This is a genomic window from Pseudoalteromonas porphyrae, assembly GCF_001298125.1.
Taxonomy (GTDB): Bacteria; Pseudomonadota; Gammaproteobacteria; order Enterobacterales; family Alteromonadaceae; genus Pseudoalteromonas; species Pseudoalteromonas neustonica.
The window spans coordinates 384,607-408,207 of the sequence record NZ_LHPH01000001.1; the positions used below are offsets into that span (position 1 = coordinate 384,607).

A 23,601-nucleotide genomic window follows, 5' to 3' on the forward strand; every position below is an offset into this window, starting at 1 on the left:
TTTAGTCCTACCATTAATTCACTGCGCCAGAAATAAGTATTTAAATACAATATATTAATTAAATTATTACTAGAAAATTTACAATAAACAAAACACACTTATCTGTTTTCACTATTGACTATTAAAATATTCAAAGGGATACTCGTCCTAATTCCTAGGACTTGGGACAAGAGGTTGGAGATGAAATGAAAAGTCAAGATGTTTTATTGTTACTTAAAATAATTTCAATGCATGCAGATCTTGATGGTAAAGATGTTGATACAGATATTATTCAAATTGATGATACTTGGGCGGATTGGGATGATAAGGGGTTAACACCTACTTTTACAGAAATGGATCAAATTGAAAGCCAGTTTTCATTAAGAAACTTAGAAAGCTTAACAGGAATAAGTAAATCTCAGATTAGTCTTAGTCTTAATCGCATGTACAACGTAGGACTTGCCAAAGTAGACCGCAAACTCAAAGTACCCAAAACAAATATTAAAGCCTTTTTAGAATTTATTGCCTATGGTATTCGATACGTTTTTCCTGCAAAAGAGGGAGTGATTGGCCGAGGGATCGCTACGTCAATAGCAGCTCCTGTTCTCAGAGGTAAGCTAATGACATCTGGAGAACTTCAGCCAGTATGGTCAAACCCAAGAGGTAATACGAAAGGCTTATTAGTTGAACCATTACATCCAAAAATATTTATAGCAGTACAACAAGATGCACAGTTATACGCCATGTTAGCATTAGTTGATGCCATAAGAATAGGTCATCCGCGAGAACGAAATTTAGCATTAGAAATGCTCAATAACATATTTAAGGTAGCAAAATGAATACAATTAATCTGCAAAAAGAGATGTTAATAAAAGTTGCTACAGCACTTGGAGAGGACCTGATCAGATCAATGGTATTTGTTGGTGGTTGCACAACTGGGTTGTTGGTCACAGATGAGTTTACTAAAGAGCAAATAAGGTACACTGACGATGTTGACCTCATTGTTGATATCATGGGGTATGCAGCTTGGACCGATTTACAAGAACAGCTTAAAACGAAAGGGTTTTCTATTGATATGGGTGAAGAAATTATGTGTCGTATGATACTTGATAACCTGAAAGTTGATTTTATGCCAGTTGATAAGAGTGCGCTTCGTTTTACCAATATATGGTATAAAGATGCGGTAGCAACCGCAGAAGACTATGTACTTAATGATACACTGACCATTAAATTAATAACGCCAGAGTATTTTGTAGCCACAAAGCTTGAAGCCTATTTAGGCAGAGGAAAGGGAGATGCTCTTTCAAGCCATGATATTGAAGACCTGCTTAATATTTTTGATGGCAGATCGTCAATAGTTAATGATATCTCATCAGCCTCAGAAGATTTAAAAAATTATGTTAGTGAACAGCTTAAGAGCTTAATGGAAGATGATAATTTTGAGTATGCGGTTCAAGGAACTTCCAGAAACAGCTCTGACAGAGAGCAGTTGATCTTTGAGCGCATTGAGGGCTGTATTGCGTATGACTGATCCTTCCTCACTAAAATTGATACACCGAACTCAGCAAGGATCTGAACGAGAAGAAAACAAAGATTACTTTTCGATTATAAACTCTGATTTTGGCACTTGGGTATTCGTGATTGATATATCAACCTCATCTATCGCTACAACAAACCTAGCTAAAAGGTTTAGTGAAAATTTCCATGATTGCCTCCAAAATTTACTTCTAAATAGTGTTAAGCATTTTTCAGAAAAAGTAACACAAGCTAAGCCTCAATTTGAGAGTTATTTTGAAGATCCTGTAAAACGTAATCAGATTATCCAAAAAGCTTTTAGCGCAACTAAAAAAGAATTGAAAATCGGTGTCGCCAGCTTTTTGTCACTGTATCGTAATTATAGCTCCAATAAAGTTTATAGCTTCAGTGCAGGTGATTGCCGCTTAGGCTTAATCAATAATAAAGGTATTGAATGGTTATCGCCTGTTCATACGGGGGCTAACCCATCAGGCAATAACTTTGAGAACTCAATGAGTCAAGCACCTGAGCGTCATATATTAACTAAAAGTTTAAATTTGAGACGGAAATTTGAGCCTGAAACATTTGAATTAGACTCTTCAACCGATGATGTCTTAGTTCTAGCTACAGATGGCTTTTGGATGGAGTTGAATGAGGCGCAGCAGCAAAGCTTCATCAATAAACCTAACGTATGTTTTACTGATAAATATTTGGTTGATGATACTTCGGTATTACTTATTACCTGGTCTGCTTCTGAACAAAAGATTCCCCCTCAATTTGATTGTAGTTTAACGTTTGAATTACAGTCATCATCAAAAATATCAACAAATGATAACCTATTGGTTATTAACAGCATAAGTAGCGGTTTTAGTCGGAATATCTATAAGAAGAGAGATAATAGTGGATATTAATCTGTTCGATTGTGGATTTTTTGGGTTTCGTTGCACTCTACCCACCTTTGTAAACCCCCATTACATTTTGATTAAAAAAGCCACACGTTATTTGTTAGTGTGTGGCTTATAGTCTCTAAACTAACTAATCAAGTTACTGATTCAATAAGTTCTTTTCAAAAAATTCGGCCATCATGGTGTGATAGTGCAGGGTTGTGCCTTTACCTTCACGTAGGCTGTGTGAGCGGTTTGGGTATGAGAAAAACTCAAACTGTTTGTTGTGCTTAACGAGTTCATCAATTAAGCGCTCTGAGCCTTGGTAATGCACGTTGTCATCGCCGGTGCCGTGAATCAGCAATAGCTTACCAGTTAGGTTTTTAGCAAACGTGATAGGCGAGGTATTGTCGTAACTTTCAGGATCGGTATTTGGATTACCCGCATAACGCTCTTGGTAAATAGTGTCGTATAAACGTATATCTGGCACTGGCGCTGAGGCAATACCCACTTTGAACTTATCACCATGGCGGAACAATAAATTAAGCGTTGAGCTACCGCCACCTGAGTGACCCCACACGCCAACACGATCGGTGTCTATTACATCCCAACGTTTAGCCATGGCATCAAGTGCATCCACTTGATCTTGCACGGTAATAGAGCCGATTTTTTTATAAATCGATTTACGCCAATCGCGGCCTTTTGGAGCACGAGTACCTCGGTTATCAACCGATGCGACAATAAAGCCTTTTTGGGTTAACAGTGATTTGTACAAATAGCTATTGCCTTCATAGCGGTCTTGCACTGTTGAGCCCCACGGTTCACCGTATACGTAAAAAACAATCGGGTATTTTTTATTTTTATCCATGTTCTCTGGGAACATAATGTAGCCGTCAAGCTCAGTGCCGTCTTGCGCATTCACTTTAAAAAACTCATGGCTTGGTAAGCTTTGCTCAGCCAGTTTTTCTTTTAGTTCTTTATTTTCAACTAACGTTTTTACATTACTGTGGTCTGCCACTTTAATGATTTCTTTTGTTGGCGGTGTGCCAAATTTAGAATACGTGTGCATCGCCCATGAGGCATCTTTAGACATGTAATAGCTGTTTGAGCCTTCAAACTCAGCAGGGGTTACACGCACAGGTTTGCTACTGCCATCAAGTGGCGTGCTATATAAATAGCGCTGACCTGGATCGTTTGGTGAAGCAATAAAATACATGACGTTTTTGTCTTCATTGATCGTGAGCATATCAACAATATCGTAATCGCCAGGCGTTAGGTCAATAATGGTTTTGCCATCGCGCGATACACGGTAAAGATGACGCCAGCCGTCACGTTCGCTGTGCCAAATAAAGAATTTGCCGTCTTTTGACCAATTGGCTTTATAAAACCATTCGATAAACGCATCGTCTTTATCTTCTAAAATTTTAGTCAGTTGCTGCTTTTGCCAATCAAATAACCACACTTTATTTTGGCTTTGCGGGCGGTTTAAATCTTGGATCATTAACTCATCCCCAGTGCCTGCCCAGCTGATGCGCGGAATGTAGCGATCGCGATTATCACCTTCAAGTTTGGCCCAGCGGGTTTGTTTGTCGCTAAGGCTTACCACACCAACACGAACTGCTGAGTTAGTTTCACCGGCTTTAGGATACGGAAACGTTTTGAGAGTAGGGTAGAGCTCATCGGTGTTGTTGATCATAGTGAAAAATTTAACACCGCTGGTATCAAGCTGCCAATAAGCGATTGATTTGTTATCGGGGCTCCAACGAAAGCCATCAGCAATGGTGAACTCTTCTTCGTAAACCCAATCAAAGTTGCCGTTAACAATGGTGGCGCTGCCATCGATTGTGAGCGCAGTTACATCGTTACTGCCAACCGCTTGCATATAAATGTTGTTATCGCGCACGTAAGCCACTTTTGAGCTATCTGGCGAAAATTTAGCAAACATGAGCTTAGTAGGCTCAACGTCTGCGCCACCCAATTGCTGTAATTGGTTAGTCTCAAGGTTGAGTAACCAAAAGTCTCCGCGGCTGCGTGAGCGCCAAACTTGCTCGCTATTGGTAAATACCATGAGCCATTTACCATCTTTTGACCACTGGTAGCTTTCTATTGCCAACGGCTCTTCAGCGCCTTCTGGGTGTAGCTTTTCAAACTCAACTAATACCTTACGGTCAGTACCATCGGCATTGTAGAACACAATGTCGTTACCTTTTATGCCATTGTCTTTGTCATCATCAGCTTTTTCGTCATCCGCTTTAGTATTATCAGCGTCGTCTTTTTTATCTTTTTCGCTCTCACGCGCTTCAAGCACTGTGTAGCCAGTGCCATCGTCTAACCATTTAAAGTAAGTGCTACGCTGCGCTTTAAAATATTTATCTTTATAGATTTGTTCAAAGCTCAGAGGGTTACTTATTTGGCTTGTAGCGGCTTGTGTGCTGCCACTTTCGGTCATTGAGCAGCCAGATAACGATAACCCAGCGAGTACCGACAGTACTATAGCGGTGGATTTGAATAATTTCATGTAAGTTCCTAAAGTGGAGTATTTGCTTATTGTCGTTATTTTTAAGGGTTGTCTAACACATTTATCCGATACAAAAATAATGTTAAACAACTTTTACTTTAGCAAATTTTGTACTTAATATCAGAACACTTATCGCAAGCATTCACGCATTGAACTCAATTATTGCATGCAATATGCAATGCTAGCAATTTTTTCTGCTTAATAGCCAAACGACTGCATTGGCAGGCTTAACACCTTTAACGCCATTGGTAATGGCATCACACGTTATTAACTTTAGCGAATAGATGCGATGATAATGATCAAACACTTCCTGAGCGCTAACGCTGTATGGTGTGCCATCATGCTTAGATTGGTCATACACACAACAAATAAGCAATTGCGGGGCACTCTTTGTAATATTAGTGATATGTGCAGTGTATTTTTTACGTAATTTGAAAGGCAAAGCAACCAAGGCACCGCGATCATATATAGCATCGACTGATCCAAGTAACTCAGTTGTTAAAGCAAAAATATCGCCGACCCAAATAGTCACATTACCCGCGCAATACTGCGTCAGTTGACCATACTGAGTTAGGGTGGGTGCTAAACCTAAATCGATAAATAACGCCTTAATTGCACTTACACTAAGCTCAACACCCACAACATGCATTCCTTTATTAAACAGCCAAGCAATATCCTTTGTTTTACCACACAAAGGCACAAAAATACGGCTATCAATAGATGGGACTAAGTTAGTAAAATAACGATCTAAGTAAGGATTTACATTGTTTTCATGAAAACCAATATCGTCATCTTTCCATCGCTTTAACCAATAATTAGCTGACATAACGATCCTCTAAAATAGTAGTAAAACAATTGAACTGATATAAATCCCCACACCAAACACGCAGTGCGATACACAACTTTTGACTCTGGCTAAAGCAGGTTTAGGAGTTTTACTAGCAGCAATCCCCAAGCCTAGCGCCGGTTGCATAATAAAAAGCGGCATACACACGGTCGCTAAGCCGAATAACAACGCAGGTACTAAGCTTGGTGATGCCAGCCAGCTGGATGATACAAGCAGTAAGAAGACTAAGCTAAAAACGATGCCTATTACATAGTGAGTAAACCAGCCAATAACACATTCGTATTTTTGAGTGGGTGCCTGAGCAATCGCAGCATGCTTAAATTGGCCTTTTCGCATTAAACTTACCCAACGGCCTACCATGCAAAAATTTAAAGCACTAATGCCAAACACCTTGGCAAGTAATAGCGCCCATACGTCGAGCACAGCTGTAGCACCTACACCAATCGCTATAACAGTAACCCAATCAATACCTTCAAACATAAAAATACTCTTTACTAAGAAAACTTAGTAATCATGATATACACTTACACAAACGTTAAATACAAAGCTTTAATCAAACTTAAATTGCAAAAGTGGAATCATGTTAGATGATATAGTGTTATTTGTGCATATAGTGCAGCAAGGTGGGTTATCGCAAGCTGGGCAGTATTTATCGCTGCCTGGTGCGACGGTCACCCGGCGTTTACAACGTCTTGAGTCTCGCCTTGGGCAAAAGTTACTACACCGTTCTGCGCGCCAATGTACGCTGACACAGCAAGGGCAGGTGTACTATCAAAGTTATGCAAATTTAGTTGAGCAATTTGAACAAACCAGTCATCAACTTAATCAACAAAAAGAACAACTAAGCGGTAAACTCAAAGTGCTTGCGCCGCTTAATATTTGCCATGGTTTTTTACGACCCATGTGGTTGTCGTTCACTAAAGCGTACCCTGATATTCAATTAGAGCTTGTTTTGGGTAACCAGCTTGAAGACATCATAAAAAACCAAGCCGATTTAGCCCTAAGAATAGGCCCACAGGAAGATTCACTGCTACAACAAAAAAAGCTCGGACAAGCAGATTCTATTTTGGTGGCGACCCCTAACTATTTAACTAGCACCGCTGAACTTAAAGAGCCAAATGATCTTAAACAGCACCGCTTAATTGGCACTACGCTTAGAAATAAATGGCCGCTGACCAATACCAAAACTCGCGCCAGTTACACGCATATGTGCCGCTTTAATAGCATTTATAACGATACAAGTTTTGTGAAATATCAAATATGCGATCATCAAGGGATAGGATTACTACCGCGATTTGAAATTATAAATGAGCTTAAAACAGGCAAGTTAGTAAGGGTTTTACCTGAATGGCAAAGTCTACCAAGGGAGATTTTTGCTATTTGGCCAAGCGGGCGTTTACTTAGTAAAAAATCGGTTTGTTTACGTGATTACATGCATATATTTATACAACAGCAACTACCAGAGGGCTAAGTGTTTGTGTGCCACTGATATTCCATTTGCTTCGCCGTAAGCTCAGCATGTTCAGGGCTTATTAACTCTGCAACTAGCGCTAAACTCATATCAATTCCCGCAGAAATTCCGCCTGAGGTGGTAAACTTACCTTGCGATACCCAGCGTTTATTGGTGATCACATTTAGGCTTGAGAACATAGCAGCAAGATCAGCTTGATCTTCCCAATGTGTGGTAACCGTTAAGCCACCAAGTAAATCAGCTTTGGCTAATAAAAAAGCACCAGTGCAAACCGAGGCTACTTTAGCAGCAGCGTCAGCGGCTTCTCGTATCCAGTTAATTACGGCCGTTTTTTCAAGTTCATAGGTATGTACACCACCAACAACTATTAGCAAGTCTATCGCCGGATGATTATCAAAACTGTAATGGGGGTTTACACTAAAGCCTGCACGCGCAAGTACTGGTTTGTTTTGCTCGGCTACAAAAAATACCTGCCAATCATTATCAGCTAAGCGTTTTGCCGTGCTAAACACTTCAAATGGGCCTGAAAAATCCAGCACTTCTGCATCATTGTAAATATATATACCAATGTTCATCACTTGTTTTCCTTATGCTTTAGTATCATTTACGTCAAAAATTAGTTTTAACCACCTTAAATTTTTAGTCGTTAGATGTGCTTGTTCATGCAGTGATTCATCATCGTATACATCTTTATAAACATGACAAATTGCAACATCGGTAAGCTCACGCCACGTTTCATCTCCTAACTCAGGTATAGAACATTCACCTAAGTTAAAGCTGGTTAAAGGGTCATGCTCTGCTTCGGTTGTTCTAAGTGTGAGCTCCAACTCTTGCAAAATAGGGTTTATTACTTGCAGTGTATTAGCAGCCTCAAATTCTTGAATGATATTGTTTTGAGCTGTTTTGATTTCTTTTTCAAGTTGATATTGGGAAAATTTATCCGCAGAAGCACGCAAACCATATTTGTTCAATAGGCCTGTGACGCTTGGCAACACTGCTTTAGCTGCTATACCTGCCCCTAATAAAGGATTTGCTATGGCAGCAAGGCCACCGACTAATAGCATACCGTAAGTAAGCTTTTGATCTAACGCGTCTATATCATTTGCTAGTGACTGCAAGGTATTCGTTTGCCCAGTCGCTTGTGCTCGCATTATCTCATCAGTGCTGTTTAGCATGTAGAGCCTAAGTCCGGCTTCAGCGTGTTCGTTTGGGAAATGAAACACTCGTCGTTTAGGCAAGTTATTCACTTCGGGGACACCTTTAGGCAGGCAGCGCATGGTGTGTAGAGCAAATTTATACTCTGATAATTCGAAAGGGATTACAAAATAATGTTTTTCGTCAAACGATAGCGGGCTTACTTTTCCACAGTGCTCTAACGACATGAAAATAGGGAGTCCATTGACCTTTTCTTTTGCTAAAACATAGCCTTTACTAAACTCATCGGTGAGTTTATCTGATGCTAATTTTAGCGTAGCAATTCCTTTGTTTAAAAACTGTTTCATTCTCTTTATTAATCCAATTCTAGTTGGGCTCGTTCAACACTTTCAGCGGGTAAGTCTTTTTGCACTGAGACACCAAGCTCTTTAAACTCAGAGGCTTGTTTAATTAAGTTACCTTTACCACGATATAGCTGAGAAAATGCTTTGTCGTAGCTTTCTTTGGCTTTATCTAATTGTTTACCAACACCTTCCATACTGGTTAAAAAACCATTGAGCTTATTATAAAAACGCTCAGCACGATTAGCTAACTCTTTAGAGTATTTGGTTTGCTCTTCAAAGCGCCATAACTGTTTAACTATATTTAAACTTGTGAGTAGGGTAGTGGGAGTCGCAACTAGAATGTTTTTTTCAATTGCTTGTTGGTAGATATCACTTTGGTATTTAAGTGCTTCAACAAAAGCAGACTCTATTGGCACAAACATCACCACAACCTCTGGTGAATTAATTCCTGGGAGGCGATCATATGATTTACTCGCCAATTCATTAATACGCGCTTTAACAGCCTCTACATGCTCTTTAATCGCTTGTTGCGCTTGAAGTTCGTTATCTGCATTTACATAGCGGGTGTAAGCATTGAGTGACGTTTTAGCATCTATAACCAAATGGCGACCTTGCGGTAAATATACCACTACATCGGGACGAAGGCGGCCATCGTCAGTATTAAACGACACCTCGCGTTTGTAATCAGTTCCAGCGCGCAGGCCTGCGCTATCTAACACGTTTTCAAGCATAAGTTCTCCCCAATTACCTTGGGTTTTCTTTTGCCCTTGGAGTGCGTTACTGAGCCTATCTGCCTGATCTGTTATTGCTTGGCTTTTGGCTTGTAAATGCAGTAGCTCTATTTTAAGTGCCTCGCGCTGTTTTACATCTTCAACGTGAATAGACTCTAACTTATCCCTAAAGCCTTTTAACTCGCCTTGCACAGGTTTTAATAGTTGTTCAATGCTCTCTTGGTTTAAAGCTTTAAACTTTTGCGATTTTTCTTCAAGGATTTGATTCGCTAAATTTTCAAACTCTTTTTTTAGCTGCTCTTTACTTTGTTTGATGTGTTCAAGCTGCTCTTCAAAGTGTGTTTGCTTTTGTTCAAGTACAGTGCGCATTGTACTAAGCTCTATGCCACGGGCATTGTGTTCGCCACGCAGGGCTGTTAGTTCGCTTTCCGCTTTACGCCAATAATGGTTGTACTGTTGGCTTTGTTTTTCTTGCTCGGTAAAACGTGTTTTAAAATGTTGGGTTTCATCACGTTGCTCTTGATGGCTTCGCTCGAGCAAATCGTGTTCATCTAATAAGGCGCTGTATTGTTGTTGCTTTTCACTAAGTTGATTTTGTATTAGTAGCAGTTGCTGTTGGTGCTCACTCATTTGCTGCGATAAGCGTTTACCTTTATTTGAGTAAACGAGACCTAGAAGTACGGCACCAGTGGTAACACCGACCCCAACACTCACCCAATCGATGCTTGTAAGTAGCTGTATATACATAAATAAACTTCATTAGCCTAAAGACACTTAATCATAACGAAGATCAAACAAGCAAGATAGCCATATTTGGCTCTAAGATACAGGTAAACATAGATGATTTAATTCAAACGAATAACCAAAAACACGTTTGTATTACGCGCTTCCCCCATTAAAAATATTACACGCTATTACAAATAAACGTAATAGCTTTTATTAGTAAAAAGTATCACCTACAATAAAACTCGTACCAAATAAGTACCGACTACACCAACTGTAACAAGGAAAGATAAAATGACGATTGCTCAACACCCTGATATTCAAGTTCCATGTAATGAAGACAATTTTTCGCAAACAGCCCACTTTACGCTGCTTCCGCATACAAGTGAAAGTTGGCTTACCTTCCATGTAAACACAGAAAGTAGCACACTTTTAACTGAAACCTTAAGTATCGAGTTTCAAAACCCAAAAGGCACAACCCCAGCCGGGCTTGCAGTAAAACAATTTGCTGAGCTTGTTGTAACACTTGATCAATCTGTTGCTGATGAATGGGTGTTTTATGGTAATGGTGTTGAATACTGTGGTGCTGGCAGTAACTGCCAGTATAACATTTCAACCTCAATAGATGCTTCAGGCAAGGTGCTTACTTTAAAAGTAACAGATGTTGGAGCGACCTATGCGTTTGCAGGGGTCGATACAGGTAACTTGGATAAAGTAATCGAAGTAACGCAAGGTGAAGATACAGCTTACTTACCTATTAGCTTTAGATATGTTGCAAAACATAATTCAGGTCAAATTTATATGTCGCAAGATCCTAAGATTGTTGTACGTAGACCAGGGGCAACTCTTTAATTTAAAGTAAAGCCACAACTAAAAGAAGAGTCATATTGCTGCATTAATGTAATAAACTCTTCTTTTTTGCACCAAGGTTTAAACCAAGGTAACTTAAACCACATCGGGTGGTAACCAATTGTTAATGACTTCTCTATATACATTATCGCTGATTGGTATTCACCAATAACGCTATAAACAAGTGCCGCAGTAAACACATACTCATAGTGCTCTGACGAGATACTAATTGCTTTATTTAGTGCCTGTAATGCAAGTTTAGCCTCGCCTAATTGGCTATGCGCTTGCGCCACCTCTAAATAACCATCAAGAGTCTGTTTATCTTGCGTCAATTCAATGACTTTTAGGTAATTAGCTGGGTATGATTCAATCAGGCTAAGCGCCTTTTGTGTATCCGCTAAATTAAGCCTAAAGCTAACATGTTCAGGGTTTATATCAACTGCTTGCTGGGCAACTATTAATGCTTGTTCAAACTCACCTTGCAATGAATAAGCAATACTTAAGTTACTCAAATCTGTACTATCAGCCTTAATATTTATAGCCTGTTTATATTGCTTTATAGCAATTACTAAATCACCTTCGGTAAGTGCTATATCAGCCAATAATTGATTAGCCATATAATTTTGTGGGCTGACACTTATCACCTCATTAAGTAACTGCTTTGCTTTTTCAATATCACCTTGCCACCACATAACTAAAGCTAAATTTTGCTTAATTATAGGATTCGTCCGTATTTTTAATGCAAGTTCAAACGCACTTTGAGCCTCAGATAACTTATCTTGATGTAAATACAGCATTCCCTTTAGTTCATAAAGAGTTAAGGTGCTAGCGCCTACTTGTTCAGCTTTGGCCAAATACTGTGTAGCCGCAGACCAATCTTGTCTAGCAACCGCTATCAACATGGCATTTTTAGCAAATGCAGGGGTATTTTGATATGCCAACGGCGAGTTAAAAAGCAACTTACTGGCAGTATTTAAATACTCATCCTGTTGAGACTGCTGGTATAAACTCAGTGCAACCTCACGTAATAACTCATAGTTAGCGTATAACTGCGGGGTTTGTTCAATCGCGCTACTAATTTGCATGAATAGCCGTTCACTGTAATCGCCTACATGCTGCACTTTTTGATACAACTCGATATGTTCAATTTGTACTTTGTCGCTCAACTGCGACATTACAACATATTTATTATCAAAATCAGGGTAAAGTGCAGTTAATTGCTGACTGCTTGAATGGTGCATTTGACTATAATTATCAATAATAATAGGCCATTGCTTACGTGCTTTGACCGTCCAATTAGGTGCTTCTAAACGAACTAACGTTAAATAACATTGTGGCTGCATACAATTGAGTTCAGCTCTTACAGCTTCTTGCATACCTGTTGCAATACTTAACTGTTTTAACCTCTGTGTTAAAGTTTGTTGGTTGTTACTATCTTCAATAACTTTTATTTCATCTTCTGAGATAAGGTGTAAGTGTTTACTATTAATAATACCCTGTCTAACGGCATCATCTATCGTAGCTTTTACCATATTTATATCAGCTTCGAAAAGCGGAGGTACTTTTATTTCAGGGGCTAAAAATACAACATAATGTTCTTCTGGTTTATGTACTTCAAACTTATACATTAAGCCTGTGGTTATGGCTGCAATCCCCATCACTGCACCTAAAATCACCCACTTTTTAGGTGCTTTTGTTTTTACGACTAATTGATCAAGTGGAATTGTCTCTTGCGCTAAAATTTCTTGCTGTTTAATAGCAATAATAATGTCTTGTAACCTGCGTTCGACGCTTTGAGCATTTACGGGACGACGTGATTTTTTTCGCTGTAGTAATTGATTGAGTAAATCACATAATTCATTGGGTAGTGCGGGAATTATCTCGTGTGCATTGCTGGCTTTTCCATTTGCAATATTATTAGCTAATGCTTGCGCGGCCCCTTCACCAAAGGGATGACGGCCACTAATAAACATATATGCTAGTATACCAAATGAAAATAAATCGCTTTTAAAATCAACAGGCTCTTTTCTTATCTGTTCAGGTGACATCGCACTTGCACTGCCAAAACTCAGCCCCTGAACAGACTCACCAGTATCAGTATTATGTAAAGCGGCAATACCAAAATCTGTAATTTTTAATACGTTTTTCTCAGTATCAATTATGATATTTGCGGGCTTTAAATCGCAATGAATTACTTGCTGACTATGTGCATGAGACAAGCCTGCACATAGCTGTAAAAGTATGTTCAGTTTATCCAACAAACAACAAATATGCTGTTGCTGGAACTGTTGTAAGGTTTTGCCTTTCAAATACTCCATAACAATGCATAGTTGGTCTTCAAACATCAGTACATCATGTATTTGCACAATATGTGGATGATTAAGACGAGCTAATAATTGTGCTTCATTAAGAACGTTGATATCTGCCGCCGATTGTGTGGAATTAACTTTAATAAGTTTAATTGCCACATAGCGCTTCAAACGGGTATCTTCAGCAAGATAGACAGAGCCCATTCCGCCTTGATTAAGTAATTTTATTAATTTGTAATTAACGATTGTTGTATTAAATTTTTCCACGCTGTTATGCGGTTGCGACATTCGAGGTTCTCTCTAACTCATGCCCTTTGTATATTTCAAAGGTTTTACCTGCAAAGCGAACTCTGCGTAATTGTCGCTCAATAATATTTTCAGCATCATGAACATGCGTTAAAACTTCAGAAAACTGTTTGCGGGCACGATGAATCTGAATATTTAAATATCGCATATCAACCCCTAAGTCTTTAACTAACCGATCTGTTTCTACCCAGCCTTGGTTAGCGGGTGTAACACCACGCTGTGCGTCTTCAGCACGATATCGCGCTAAATTAAGTGTTAGATAGTGATGACAGCGAGCATGTAAATCAATTTCTTTGTTATTGTACTTTATTGTAAGTTCAGAGATTTCTTCATCAAGGCTCAGGTTAAAATGAAACTCCAAATCATTAATATACAACTGTGGCACACTGCTCATTTGTGTTACATCGTCTATATGACTAGATAGAAACATCCAACGAGAATCGCCAAGGGTAATTATATGATTATCTTGCAACACTTCAGGGTCATCTTGTGTGGCGTCATCTAATGATTCTAAGTGCCACTGACCACTGCTGTTTTCAAAAACAACAACATGATCAGGATTGTGCTCAGGTACTAGATGATAATGACTAAGCGAAATGACGTCTGTTGTTTTTTTATTATACTCATCAAGTCGAATTAATTGATCTGCAGGTGCTGCTAGGTTTTTTACAACATACGTTGTTTCTGAGTTACCTGAAAAATATATTTTGTCGCCAATGCAAAGTAACTTGGGCTCATCTTTTACAAGGCGTTTATTGTTTAGCCACGTTCCATTTAGGCTTAAATCTCTAATAAACCATTTACCGTTTACCCATTCAATAATAGTATGGATTTTAGATACACTCGGATCACTTACCAAAGTATCGACTGAGTATTGATAACGACCAAAGGTATGATGTGCGTATAAAAAACAATAATCGTTTGTACGTTTATCAATTAAATGAGCCATAATTGCACCTTGTTCTATCGTTGAATACAGAAGCCAAATGTATCAGTAAAAATTCCTTACATTTTAAAGCTAAACGCAAGAGATTTACATTACTGAGTATATTGATAATTAGTGAAGATTACACTTCGAAAAGTAAATAATATGTACTTTTTTAAGGTAATTGTGCCCAATATCATAAAAAACAAAACAATCCTAAGTATATGAACTCATTTCTTATCTAATACACACCAGTAGGGTGGCTATTTTCAACTAAATAGATTAGTTATTTTTTATAAATTAAATCAATAGGTTCGTAAACCTCTTAATCAAAATTAGGTTAATGGATATGGATAAAATTAAAACAAAAAAAACCAGCTTAAAAAGCTGGTTCAATCATTACTAAATTTAGTAACCAATAGGGGGGAAATCAACATGATACTTGGATAAACTGCAATTCATCAACAAGCACAGTAGTAGACGTCGCCTTACTTATTAAGTTCAAAAATAATTAAAATTTAATTTAGTCTCTAAGCTACGGGCATAAAAAAAGCCAGCTCAAAGCGGGCTGGCTCAATCATTACTAAATTTAGTAACCAAATAGGGAAATCAACATGTTGCTTGTGCAAACTGCAATTTAACAACAAGCACAATAGTAGACGCCGCCTTACTGATTAAGTTCAAAATAATTAAAATTTAATTTAGTCTCTAAGCTACGGGCATAAAAAAAGCCAGCTCAAAATGGGCTGGCTCAATCATTACTAAATTTAGTAACCAAATAGGGAAATCAACATGTTGCTTGGATAAACTGCAATTCATCAACAAGCACAATAGTAGACGCCGCCTTACTGATTAAGTTCAAAAATAATTAAAATTTAATTTAGTCTCAAAGCGACAGCCATAAAAAAAGCCAGCTCAAAATGGGCTGGCTCAATCATTACTAAATTTAGTAACCAAATAGGGAAATCAACATGATGCTTGTGCAAACTGCAATTTAACAACAAGCACAATAGTAGACACCGCCTTACTGATTAAGTTCAAAATAATTAAAATTTAATTTAGTCTCAAAGCGACAGCCATAAAAAAAGCCAGCTCAAAATGGGCTGGCTCAATCATTACTAAATTTAGTAACTAATAGGGGGAAATCAACAAGTCGCTCGGATAAACTGCAATTCATCAACAAGCACAATAGTAGACGCCGCTTTACAGGTTAAGTTCAATAAAAGATCCTCTATTTTGAGTATCTTTTTTTAATTTTTGATCAAAGACAACATTTGTTCTTCATCTAACTTAGTAAAACTCATTGATTTATCAGTAAATAATGCATCAACAAGGGCTTGCTTCTCTTGTTGCATTTTAAACACTTTTTGCTCAATTGAATTCGCCATAATTAATTTATAAACAAAAACGGGGTTTGTTTGACCGATCCTATAAGCGCGATCTGTTGCTTGCTTTTCAACGGCAGGGTTCCACCATGGATCAAAGTGGATCACTGTATCAGCCTGAGTTAAATTAAGACCTGTTCCACCCGCTTTAAGACTAATTAGAAATACAGAGGTGTTACCACTGGTAAATTCATCTATTACTTTATCGCGATGCCGTGTTTGCCCTGTAAGTAAGCTAAAGCTAATTGATTGTTCATTAAGTTGTGTGGCAATAATGTCTAAGGCGCTAGTAAATTGGCTAAAGATAATCACTTTACGTCCTTCGCTAAGCATCATAGGTAGGTGATTACTGATCCAATCTAACTTCGCGCTGCGTGCAGTAGTATGCTCATCAATTAATTGCGGATGACAACAAATTTGCCTTAACTTTAATAACGCATCTAAAAATGCAAGCTTGCTTTTTTGCATACCTTGCGCGGCAAATAAATCGATCATCTTTTCTTCAAGTGCTTCAGTGATCCCTTGATAAATTGCTTTTTGCTGTGATTCAAACTCAAATTCTTTTATCAACTCAGTCTTTAAAGGTAGCTCTTGTGCCACTTCAGCTTTAGTACGGCGCAAAATAAATGGCATTATTAATGACTTTAATTCGTGGGCACGCTCACTATCACCATCACGCTCGATCGGGGTTTGAAAATGTTGTTTAAAATGGCTTTGCGAACCCAGTAATGATGGCATAGCAAAATCGAGTAACGATTTAAGTTCAAAGAGATTATTTTCGATCGGTGTCCCACTTAAGCAAAGTTTAAAATCGGCATTTAAACGTTTAACCAATCGCGATACCTGTGCGCTGTCATTTTTAATATATTGCGCTTCATCAAGTATAATGTTTTCAAAATATAATGGTGAATAATAGGCTATATCACGTTTTAGTAGCGGGTAGGTTGTTAAAATACACTCTGCTTGCGCTAAATGTGATAATTGTTCGACTCGTGCAGAACCAAATATTGTTGTCACTTTTATGTCACTGGCAAACTTAGTGATCTCGTTTTGCCAATTACTAACTAAGCTTGTTGGACAAACAATCAATGTTGGTCCAGCTTGTGGGTTTTGTTTAGCATTGGCTAAAAAAGCAATGACCTGAAGCGTTTTACCCAGGCCCATATCATCGGCAAGAATACCACCGAGTTGATGGCGTTTTAGAAAATGTAACCAATCAACGCCTTGTTGCTGATATTCGCGAAGTTGAACCCCCGAGTTTAAGCCCTGCAATTTATACTTAACGTCTTTTTTTTGTATTGTTAGCTCTGCTAAATAACGTTCTAAACTATCGTCAACTAAATTAACATTAATACACTCCAAAGCCATTAATTCAGGTAAAAACGACAGGGGTATAAGTAACTCATCTCGTGTTTTTATAAATTCAAACCGCTGCTTAAACTCAGTTAATAAATTGAAGACCGATTTCTCAATTACCCCGAATTGTTTACCCTCAGTGTAATAATAAAAATGTTCACTTTGACGGTTTAATGACTGATACTCAGGGTTATCGTTAGCTAAAACATGGGCAGCTTTTAAATTTGAGATCAATATTTTACTAACAACTTGATGTCCTTTTCCTCGTTTAATATCGAGACAAGGCGTTGTTAAACTTTTTTTGATCACTAATTTTTTATCGCTAATTTTCCAGCCTCGCTGGCGAAGCATTGGAATTACTTCAAATTTAAACCAATGGTTATGAGTAATGGACTGTTTACTAAAGATAAATGTATTTTGTAAAGCCCCTTTACATGATTCAAATCCAAGGTTAATTAATTCATTTAGTACTGTATTCTCAAGCGCTTTATTAAGTAATTTAACCGGCGCGGAATTAGGCTGATAAAGCTGACCTTGATAATTAAATTGCAAACTAAATTGTAACTGCTTTTTATCATTACTTACGTCTATCACCGCGTATGCATCAGCAATGCGTTTCAATTTCTTTTTTTCTACAGGCTGATAATGGGGAATAACACCATCACCAAAATTGGCTACTAATTGCTTATAAACACGTTCGAAATTGGTGGTATGAATTGCTGGTATAGATTGAATATGTGCAACTTCTTCACCACTGAGAGGTGTACGTAAACGACCTATTTTTAATGACTCTGTTTCAATGTAAGTGGGTGGGGTTGTTTTTAATAGCAGCCAAGGTGATTTATCGCATAAATCAATATTTAAATGCGTAAGATCTTTTTTATGTGTCCAACTAAAGCTGAGTTCTTTAGCGCTATCCGCTTTGATTGAACTACGGGAGCGTCCAAAAAACAAACGCTGCGTTGCTATTAGTTGTTGTAGTGCAGTAAAACCCCATTGGCCTTTGAGCTCAAGATGACCTAAGGCGTTTTGTGAACGTATCCAACTGAATAATCGAAAATCACTTTCAAGCAGGTCTATAGGTGTAACAAAGCTATTAAGCTGTTGCTCAGTTAAATTACGGCCTAATGTATAATTATGCTCTTTTGAATAGGCTGCAATCTTTGGTGTAAGAATAACGCGAGTATCTTCAACATCAAGTACGAATAACAAAACATTTTTTACTGTCGTAACTTCTGTTTGCTTTAACGTTTTAAGCTCATCAAACCAATCATTTATTATGTAATCTTGGCCGTATTCACCTGAATGCTCAATTTTAAGTTTAAGTAAAACCGCAGCTAAATGACGACAACTTGTTTTTGCATTACATGAACAATGACGTTCAACTGAAAACCCAGTTGGTAATTTTTTGATCTCAATATGCTGATTAAAGGTATTCCCTTCATTACCGAGCATAGACGCATCAATAACAGAAAAGTCGCTATTATATTCAAGGCAATTAATTTGACCATTCGCTAAATATTCTTTTGCTCTACTTAGTACATTAGGTTTAAACAACTGTTTTATAAACCGTTCAGATAGAGGAAATTGAGTAGCTTGTTCTTGTTTTATTTCTTCAAAAATAGCTAACAGGTCATTCTTTGATAAATTAGCAGACATAGTGCTCGAAGCATTAAAAATAAAGAATAATTTTACCAGTATATGATTTATATGTACTGAGCTAAAGCATTAAAACAACAAATTATACTTGTTGGAGCTGGTGAGTTGGTAAAAAATAGCTTTGTGCATAAAAAACAATCATCGGGGGTGGCGACAAAACAATTAACAAACAACTAAGGCACAAGTTATAAACAACTTAATAACAATGGAGGGGCTTTACAGATCAGATTTTTACTAAGCAATGGGTGATAAGCAAAGAAGGGAGAAAAACCCACCATTAAGTTAGTAAAATAATGATCTTTAATAGGTATTTAGCTTGATTTAGTGTAATTTGGATCGTTATTTAACTAACTTAGAGGTAGTCGAGATCACTATTTTACTAACAAAAGCGTGATCTCAGATCATTATTTTATCAACTAGTTAAAAGCATTTAAAAGCTTTGTTAACTGTTCTAAGCGTCTGTCAGTCATCACTTTATTATCAATCTTAATCGATAAATCACCACTTTTAACATTACGCTGAACACTAACATAGTCGCTTTCAAGTAAAGCTTCACGACGATGGGTGTTTACAGGCTCGGCAGTTAAAGATTTGGTAATCGCCATTGCGCGCTTATCGTCACCAATAATCTCATTGATACTTTGATCATTAGCGAGTAATTCAACTTGTTGATTAAATGTTGTTTCATTGCGTTCTTTTGCAGCTATTAATTTTTTTGCGACTTCTCGGCCAACATGATTAGCCGTTGGATACAACGCTAGAACGCTAGCAGGTAGCTTCTCGTAAGCTTTAATGGCATCAGCAATGGCTGTGTGAGAAACCCCTTCAATTGCCGCTATTTCACGATAGGAGCCCTTTTTACCATCATTAATTAATTCATCTTTTGTTTGTTGATACGCTTGGCCAAGCTCCCACAAACTTGGTGCGATGTATTGATCCGATGAAACAGCTAAAATTTTGGCATCAAGATCTGTAAAATCACTTGAACTAAGTACCATGTAATCAGCATTTCCTAATATACATGCCATACGACGACGTGAGCCTGCCAGTACAAGTGTTTCATCGCCTTTATCCCAGCACAGGGCTGGATGTTGGTTGCGCCCGTCTTCAGTGATTGCAGGAAGAATATCAGCTACTGATTTTTCATTTAAAAGTGATTGTACTCGTCGGTTTTTGCCATACACTTTAGTCATGAGTTCTATGTCATTATGCGGGATCATTTTACACACCAATGTGATCTGACGATTTGGATCGCTTGGAGCTGGCATTTTTATTACATCACCGGCATTGGCCTGTTCAAGTAGCTCATCAAGGCTGCTATTGCCGATAGACGTAGCAAAAGGATCTAAGCTGGTGTCATTTTTACGTTTTTTAGCCATTATTATTAACTACCTTACTTAGCTTTATTAAGTTGAGATTGCGTTGACTTCCAATTAGAACGAATCAACATTTCAAGTTCATCAACTACATCTTTGATATTTTCTTGTGCTCTGATCAATGATTCTCGACTAGCAAGGCTATCTGATGTTTTTTGATCAAAAATAGTATTAAATGATGATGAACTGGCTGTAATTGCTGAGCTGTGGTTTATTGGATAGCTCATGACTTGACGCCCAAACGCACTACGAACATCTTTCACTATGTCACGCTGAGAATGATTACCTTTAACGTAATTTGTTACTAGAAACTGCATGAAATCCCAACCTTCATGGCCTAAAGAAGCCACTGTATGGTAAATCTCACCAAGTCGTTTTAGGTATTTATTATTTGCATCAAAATCAACGGCTTCAGGGTGAACAGGTATTAACATTGCTGTAGATGCCATTAAAGCATTATAAAACATAAAGTTAAGTGAAGGTGCAGTATCAATCAATATAATATCAAACTGATCTTTTACAGGGTTAATCACTTTTTCAAGTAATTTATGATAATGACGTGTTTTATCGTAGCTTGAACTATCTTTCAATAACGTTGCGGTCTCATGTTCAAAATAAAAGTCGTCCATACCAGAAGGTAAAATACGAATATTTGGAATGTGCGTTGGTAAAAATGAATTTGATACAAGTTGTTCCCATGTTTCATTTTCATCAAGTTCAATGCAATTACGCATTAAGTCGCCGACTGTTATAGGTTCTGGTTCGCTCGGTGGGAAAAAACTAGAAGAAGAACCTTGAGGGTCTAAGTCAATAATACCAATACGATAACGTTTAATATTTGTAGTTGCCAATGCTGCTGCAATATTTACCATGCTAGTTGTTTTACCACAGCCACCTTTGAGTGAATTGATGACAATAACTTGTAATTTATCATCAATATTGCGGTGATCTGGTTGAATATCCATGATATCAGCCATTGAGAAAATATTTACCAGAGTGTAAGCATAATGACCGTTAGCACCACGTTTAATATTTAAATCATCGAAGTCGCCATTATCGTGACGTCTTTTTAAGGTTCGGTTGTTGCACCCTAATAAATCTGCCGCTGCTTTTTGGGTATATGTTCTAAGTTCTTTTTCTTCAGATTTTAGATGAGCGCGATAATGTTGAATACGTCCTTCTAATGACTTTTCTGCGACTTCAGCAGTTGCTTTTAAAAGACCATATGTTGCTAACGCATTACTATGAATTGACATGCTTTATTCCTCAAAGTTAGGTGATAAGTATAATGTCCATTCAATTAACTGTAAACAACTATTTATGGTGACATTACTTTTATTTAGAAGACATTCAAAACTTAATATTCAAACTTTAATATTGCTTAGTATAAATAAAGAAGGTTAAAGGTGGTTAGTATATAAGGTAATAAAGGTTAAGGGTCTTAAAAAGTCACTTAACTAATTGATTTTAATAAACAATAGTAAATAAGTTAGATCACGTTTATACTTGGTTAAGATCAGATCTTTTACTACTGATGGATCACTATTTTACTAAGCACAAATATAACAATAGAGTTACACACAAGTTAAACACATTGTTGTTCACAATAAGCAGTGTTTAGATCATTATTTTACTAAGTTAATTAATAAGTTATACACTAACGAGTGGTTAAATGAGTGGGTTTGATTAGTATAGATCTGATCTGTACTAGGTAGAGATCAGATCTATTCCAACTCATAGTTGTATTATCCACAGGCATGCTTTCTAAATGGACGATATGTCGTGTGTTTTTTAATAAAAACTAAAATGAAATGGACAAATTTGCTATTGAGTTAGTAAAAATTAGATTTGTAACTGCCTAGTTAGTAAAAAAGTGATCTGTAAATCATGATTACAACCTTGACTTAGTATAAAAGTGATCTGATGATATATTTTAAACTTGGATCAGTTTTATACTAACTTAAACATTTAACTTTTACAGTTTAATGTGTTGTTATTAGATGTCGCAACAAAATTTGGAAATAAGAACAATGAGCCGAAAGGTCAACATCTCGGTAGATAACTTACCCGATACATTACGGGGACAGATCCACGGGGTGGAAAGTGCAATCGATAACGAGAGTCTCGCTTTATTCACCGATAATAAAGATGTCCGTGTTTCAATCGAAAATGCTGCACATGGATTACGAGCATACTCAAACACATTTAATCATTATGATTTATGGGGACGTTTTGTTCGCTCTGGTCATAAAAAGCTCCCTTTAGAAGAAGCACCAAAAAAAACGATCATTACACGTAAAATATCAGAAAAAGTAGATGGTATTTTGTATGACGGTGAAATAAAAATAACACCAGCTGTTGTCAGTAGCCGTAAAGATGGTGAAGATATTGAATATTTAGTTTGGCCATCCGATCGTGAAGAAAAGGTTGAGCGCGCACTCATTCGTTTGGCCTCAAAAGGTAAAATCGTTAAAATAAATTTTAAGTCCGGTATTCAATATGCCGTTGTTTTTTCGATGAACGAGTTGGCTCAAGAACTTAAAGCTGTTGGGCAATCTATGCCTTATCCACAAATTAAAGAAGCTTTAGAAGCACTGCAAGGATCTAAGTTATCATTTAAGTATTCTGCGACGGATACAAAAAATACAGATATTGATGACTCTTTTTATGAGTCAAATATGAACTTTCTTTCATCGTTGCATTTTAGTGGTAAAAAAGGGCAGGGGGGCAATGTAAAATGTGTTGCATGCCTGAATGCGTTTGTTCATAACATGATCGATAACCTTGAATATAAAGGTTATTATTTCAACAGCGCGCAAGAGCTGAAGCGTGGTCTGTCTCGTTGGATGATGTTACGTTTGTATCACCTTTGGCGTTATGCTGCACCAGGAAAAACTTACCACTTTAGATTACTATCGATCATGGAAAAATATGGCTCTATTTATTCCACAGATAATATTACTGAAAATAAGTTGAAAGCGCTGCGTCGTGATATGACAACGACGATGAAAGACTTAATTGAGAAAGGCGCTATTTCAGAATACAGTATTACGAATGTAAAAGATGATAAAACGGGAAATATTATTGATTATACATATGAAATGCACCCGTCAGATCAATTTTGTGATGAAATACTTACTTTGAATAAACATAATAAGCGGATTGAAATTCAAGGCGGTAAGCGTGTAGTTGAAAATGTAGTTCACCTTGATGAAGATACTATTGAGGCGATAGTCCAAGATTAACCGCTTAGTTTAGTGTAGTTATTA

The 23,601-nt window shown here is 37.5% G+C and carries 17 protein-coding genes; 6 read left to right on the top strand and 11 right to left on the bottom strand.

Features of this window, described 5'->3' with window-relative positions; all coding sequences use genetic code 11:
- Positions 1–185: 185 nt before the first annotated feature.
- Genes ADS77_RS01565 through ADS77_RS01575 form a run of 3 tightly spaced genes read left to right on the top strand, consistent with a single transcriptional unit; the run spans position 186 to position 2,405 of the window.
- A complete protein-coding gene (locus ADS77_RS01565; RefSeq protein WP_054452601.1) occupies positions 186–818 on the top strand; it encodes a hypothetical protein in 633 nt (210 codons plus the stop codon).
- On the top strand, positions 815–1,510 hold the full coding sequence (locus ADS77_RS01570; protein ID WP_054452604.1) for a hypothetical protein: 696 nt from the start codon (positions 815–817) through the stop codon (positions 1,508–1,510). The genes ADS77_RS01565 and ADS77_RS01570 overlap by 4 nt, the downstream gene beginning before the upstream one ends.
- Positions 1,503–2,405 (top strand): hypothetical protein, encoded by a 903-nt coding sequence (locus ADS77_RS01575; protein ID WP_054452607.1) that lies wholly within the window; start codon positions 1,503–1,505, stop codon positions 2,403–2,405. The genes ADS77_RS01570 and ADS77_RS01575 overlap by 8 nt, the downstream gene beginning before the upstream one ends.
- Before the next feature lie 133 nt (positions 2,406–2,538).
- Here the strand turns inward: ADS77_RS01575 and ADS77_RS01580 are convergent, their stop codons facing one another.
- The 3 genes from ADS77_RS01580 to ADS77_RS01590 all read right to left on the bottom strand — a co-directional run bounded on the left by ADS77_RS01580 (position 2,539) and on the right by ADS77_RS01590 (position 6,223).
- Positions 2,539–4,896 carry a S9 family peptidase gene (locus ADS77_RS01580; protein WP_054452610.1) on the bottom strand — a complete coding sequence of 786 codons (2,358 nt, stop codon included), beginning with the start codon at positions 4,894–4,896 and terminating at the stop codon, positions 2,539–2,541.
- 181 nt (positions 4,897–5,077) lie between these two features.
- Positions 5,078–5,722 carry a thiopurine S-methyltransferase gene (gene tmpT / locus ADS77_RS01585; protein ID WP_054452611.1) on the bottom strand — a complete coding sequence of 215 codons (645 nt, stop codon included), beginning with the start codon at positions 5,720–5,722 and terminating at the stop codon, positions 5,078–5,080.
- 9 nt (positions 5,723–5,731) lie between these two features.
- Positions 5,732–6,223, bottom strand: coding sequence for a DUF2938 domain-containing protein (locus ADS77_RS01590; RefSeq protein WP_054452614.1), 492 nt, complete (start codon positions 6,221–6,223; stop codon positions 5,732–5,734).
- A 100-nt stretch (positions 6,224–6,323) separates the two neighbouring features.
- Here ADS77_RS01590 and ADS77_RS01595 point away from each other — a divergent pair, with 100 nt between their 5' ends.
- Entirely contained in the window at positions 6,324–7,214 is an 891-nt protein-coding gene (locus tag ADS77_RS01595) for a LysR family transcriptional regulator (RefSeq protein ID WP_054452616.1), read from the top strand.
- Here the strand turns inward: ADS77_RS01595 and ADS77_RS01600 are convergent.
- Genes ADS77_RS01600 through rmuC form a run of 3 tightly spaced genes read right to left on the bottom strand, consistent with a single transcriptional unit; the run spans position 7,211 to position 10,191 of the window.
- Positions 7,211–7,789, bottom strand: coding sequence for a DJ-1/PfpI family protein (locus ADS77_RS01600; protein ID WP_054452619.1), 579 nt, complete (start codon positions 7,787–7,789; stop codon positions 7,211–7,213). The two genes, ADS77_RS01595 and ADS77_RS01600, sit on opposite strands and share 4 nt — an antisense overlap.
- 12 nt (positions 7,790–7,801) lie before the next feature.
- Positions 7,802–8,716 (bottom strand): hypothetical protein, encoded by a 915-nt coding sequence (locus tag ADS77_RS22595; RefSeq protein WP_235575684.1) that lies wholly within the window; start codon positions 8,714–8,716, stop codon positions 7,802–7,804.
- An 8-nt stretch (positions 8,717–8,724) separates the two neighbouring features.
- Positions 8,725–10,191, bottom strand: coding sequence for a DNA recombination protein RmuC (rmuC, locus tag ADS77_RS01610; protein WP_054452622.1), 1,467 nt, complete (start codon positions 10,189–10,191; stop codon positions 8,725–8,727).
- A gap of 270 nt (positions 10,192–10,461) precedes the next feature.
- On the opposite strand from rmuC, the gene ADS77_RS01615 reads away from it, so the two are divergent.
- Positions 10,462–11,019 (top strand): hypothetical protein, encoded by a 558-nt coding sequence (locus ADS77_RS01615; protein WP_054203912.1) that lies wholly within the window; start codon positions 10,462–10,464, stop codon positions 11,017–11,019.
- Here ADS77_RS01615 and ADS77_RS01620 read toward each other — a convergent pair.
- The 5 genes from ADS77_RS01620 to ADS77_RS01640 all read right to left on the bottom strand — a co-directional run bounded on the left by ADS77_RS01620 (position 11,016) and on the right by ADS77_RS01640 (position 21,588).
- Entirely contained in the window at positions 11,016–13,613 is a 2,598-nt protein-coding gene (locus ADS77_RS01620; protein ID WP_054452623.1) for a serine/threonine-protein kinase, read from the bottom strand. The genes ADS77_RS01615 and ADS77_RS01620 overlap by 4 nt on opposite strands.
- The gene (locus tag ADS77_RS01625; RefSeq protein WP_054203910.1) at positions 13,597–14,580 is read right to left on the bottom strand and encodes an FHA domain-containing protein; all 984 of its coding nucleotides are present in this window, start codon (positions 14,578–14,580) and stop codon (positions 13,597–13,599) included. The genes ADS77_RS01620 and ADS77_RS01625 overlap by 17 nt, the downstream gene beginning before the upstream one ends.
- Positions 14,581–15,806: 1,226 nt before the next feature.
- Positions 15,807–18,956: a DEAD/DEAH box helicase gene (locus ADS77_RS01630; protein WP_054452626.1), complete on the bottom strand. Its 3,150-nt coding sequence runs from the start codon at positions 18,954–18,956 to the stop codon at positions 15,807–15,809.
- A gap of 416 nt (positions 18,957–19,372) precedes the next feature.
- On the bottom strand, positions 19,373–20,335 hold the full coding sequence (locus ADS77_RS01635) for a transcriptional regulator (RefSeq protein WP_054203908.1): 963 nt from the start codon (positions 20,333–20,335) through the stop codon (positions 19,373–19,375).
- 14 nt (positions 20,336–20,349) lie between these two features.
- Positions 20,350–21,588 carry an AAA family ATPase gene (locus ADS77_RS01640; protein WP_054203907.1) on the bottom strand — a complete coding sequence of 413 codons (1,239 nt, stop codon included), beginning with the start codon at positions 21,586–21,588 and terminating at the stop codon, positions 20,350–20,352.
- 774 nt (positions 21,589–22,362) lie between these two features.
- On the opposite strand from ADS77_RS01640, the gene ADS77_RS01645 reads away from it, so the two are divergent.
- The gene (locus tag ADS77_RS01645; protein WP_054203906.1) at positions 22,363–23,577 is read left to right on the top strand and encodes a hypothetical protein; all 1,215 of its coding nucleotides are present in this window, start codon (positions 22,363–22,365) and stop codon (positions 23,575–23,577) included.
- Positions 23,578–23,601: the final 24 nt, after the last annotated feature.

Excerpts from the sequence above, each read along its gene's own strand:
- ADS77_RS01615 (WP_054203912.1), top strand. The coding sequence starts at position 10,462 with ATGACGATTGCTCAACACCCTGATATTCAAGTTCCATGTAATGAAGAC.
- tmpT (WP_054452611.1), bottom strand. The coding sequence starts at position 5,722 with ATGTCAGCTAATTATTGGTTAAAGCGATGGAAAGATGACGATATTGGT.
- rmuC (WP_054452622.1), bottom strand. The coding sequence starts at position 10,191 with ATGTATATACAGCTACTTACAAGCATCGATTGGGTGAGTGTTGGGGTC.
- ADS77_RS01635 (WP_054203908.1), bottom strand. The coding sequence starts at position 20,335 with ATGGCTAAAAAACGTAAAAATGACACCAGCTTAGATCCTTTTGCTACG.
- ADS77_RS22595 (WP_235575684.1), bottom strand. The coding sequence starts at position 8,716 with ATGAAACAGTTTTTAAACAAAGGAATTGCTACGCTAAAATTAGCATCA.
- ADS77_RS01600 (WP_054452619.1), bottom strand. The coding sequence starts at position 7,789 with ATGAACATTGGTATATATATTTACAATGATGCAGAAGTGCTGGATTTT.
- ADS77_RS01620 (WP_054452623.1), bottom strand. The coding sequence starts at position 13,613 with ATGTCGCAACCGCATAACAGCGTGGAAAAATTTAATACAACAATCGTT.
- ADS77_RS01590 (WP_054452614.1), bottom strand. The coding sequence starts at position 6,223 with ATGTTTGAAGGTATTGATTGGGTTACTGTTATAGCGATTGGTGTAGGT.
- ADS77_RS01570 (WP_054452604.1), top strand. The coding sequence starts at position 815 with ATGAATACAATTAATCTGCAAAAAGAGATGTTAATAAAAGTTGCTACA.
- ADS77_RS01595 (WP_054452616.1), top strand. The coding sequence starts at position 6,324 with ATGTTAGATGATATAGTGTTATTTGTGCATATAGTGCAGCAAGGTGGG.
- ADS77_RS01575 (WP_054452607.1), top strand. The coding sequence starts at position 1,503 with ATGACTGATCCTTCCTCACTAAAATTGATACACCGAACTCAGCAAGGA.
- ADS77_RS01645 (WP_054203906.1), top strand. The coding sequence starts at position 22,363 with ATGAGCCGAAAGGTCAACATCTCGGTAGATAACTTACCCGATACATTA.
- ADS77_RS01640 (WP_054203907.1), bottom strand. The coding sequence starts at position 21,588 with ATGTCAATTCATAGTAATGCGTTAGCAACATATGGTCTTTTAAAAGCA.
- ADS77_RS01565 (WP_054452601.1), top strand. The coding sequence starts at position 186 with ATGAAAAGTCAAGATGTTTTATTGTTACTTAAAATAATTTCAATGCAT.
- ADS77_RS01625 (WP_054203910.1), bottom strand. The coding sequence starts at position 14,580 with ATGGCTCATTTAATTGATAAACGTACAAACGATTATTGTTTTTTATAC.
- ADS77_RS01580 (WP_054452610.1), bottom strand. The coding sequence starts at position 4,896 with ATGAAATTATTCAAATCCACCGCTATAGTACTGTCGGTACTCGCTGGG.
- ADS77_RS01630 (WP_054452626.1), bottom strand. The coding sequence starts at position 18,956 with ATGTCTGCTAATTTATCAAAGAATGACCTGTTAGCTATTTTTGAAGAA.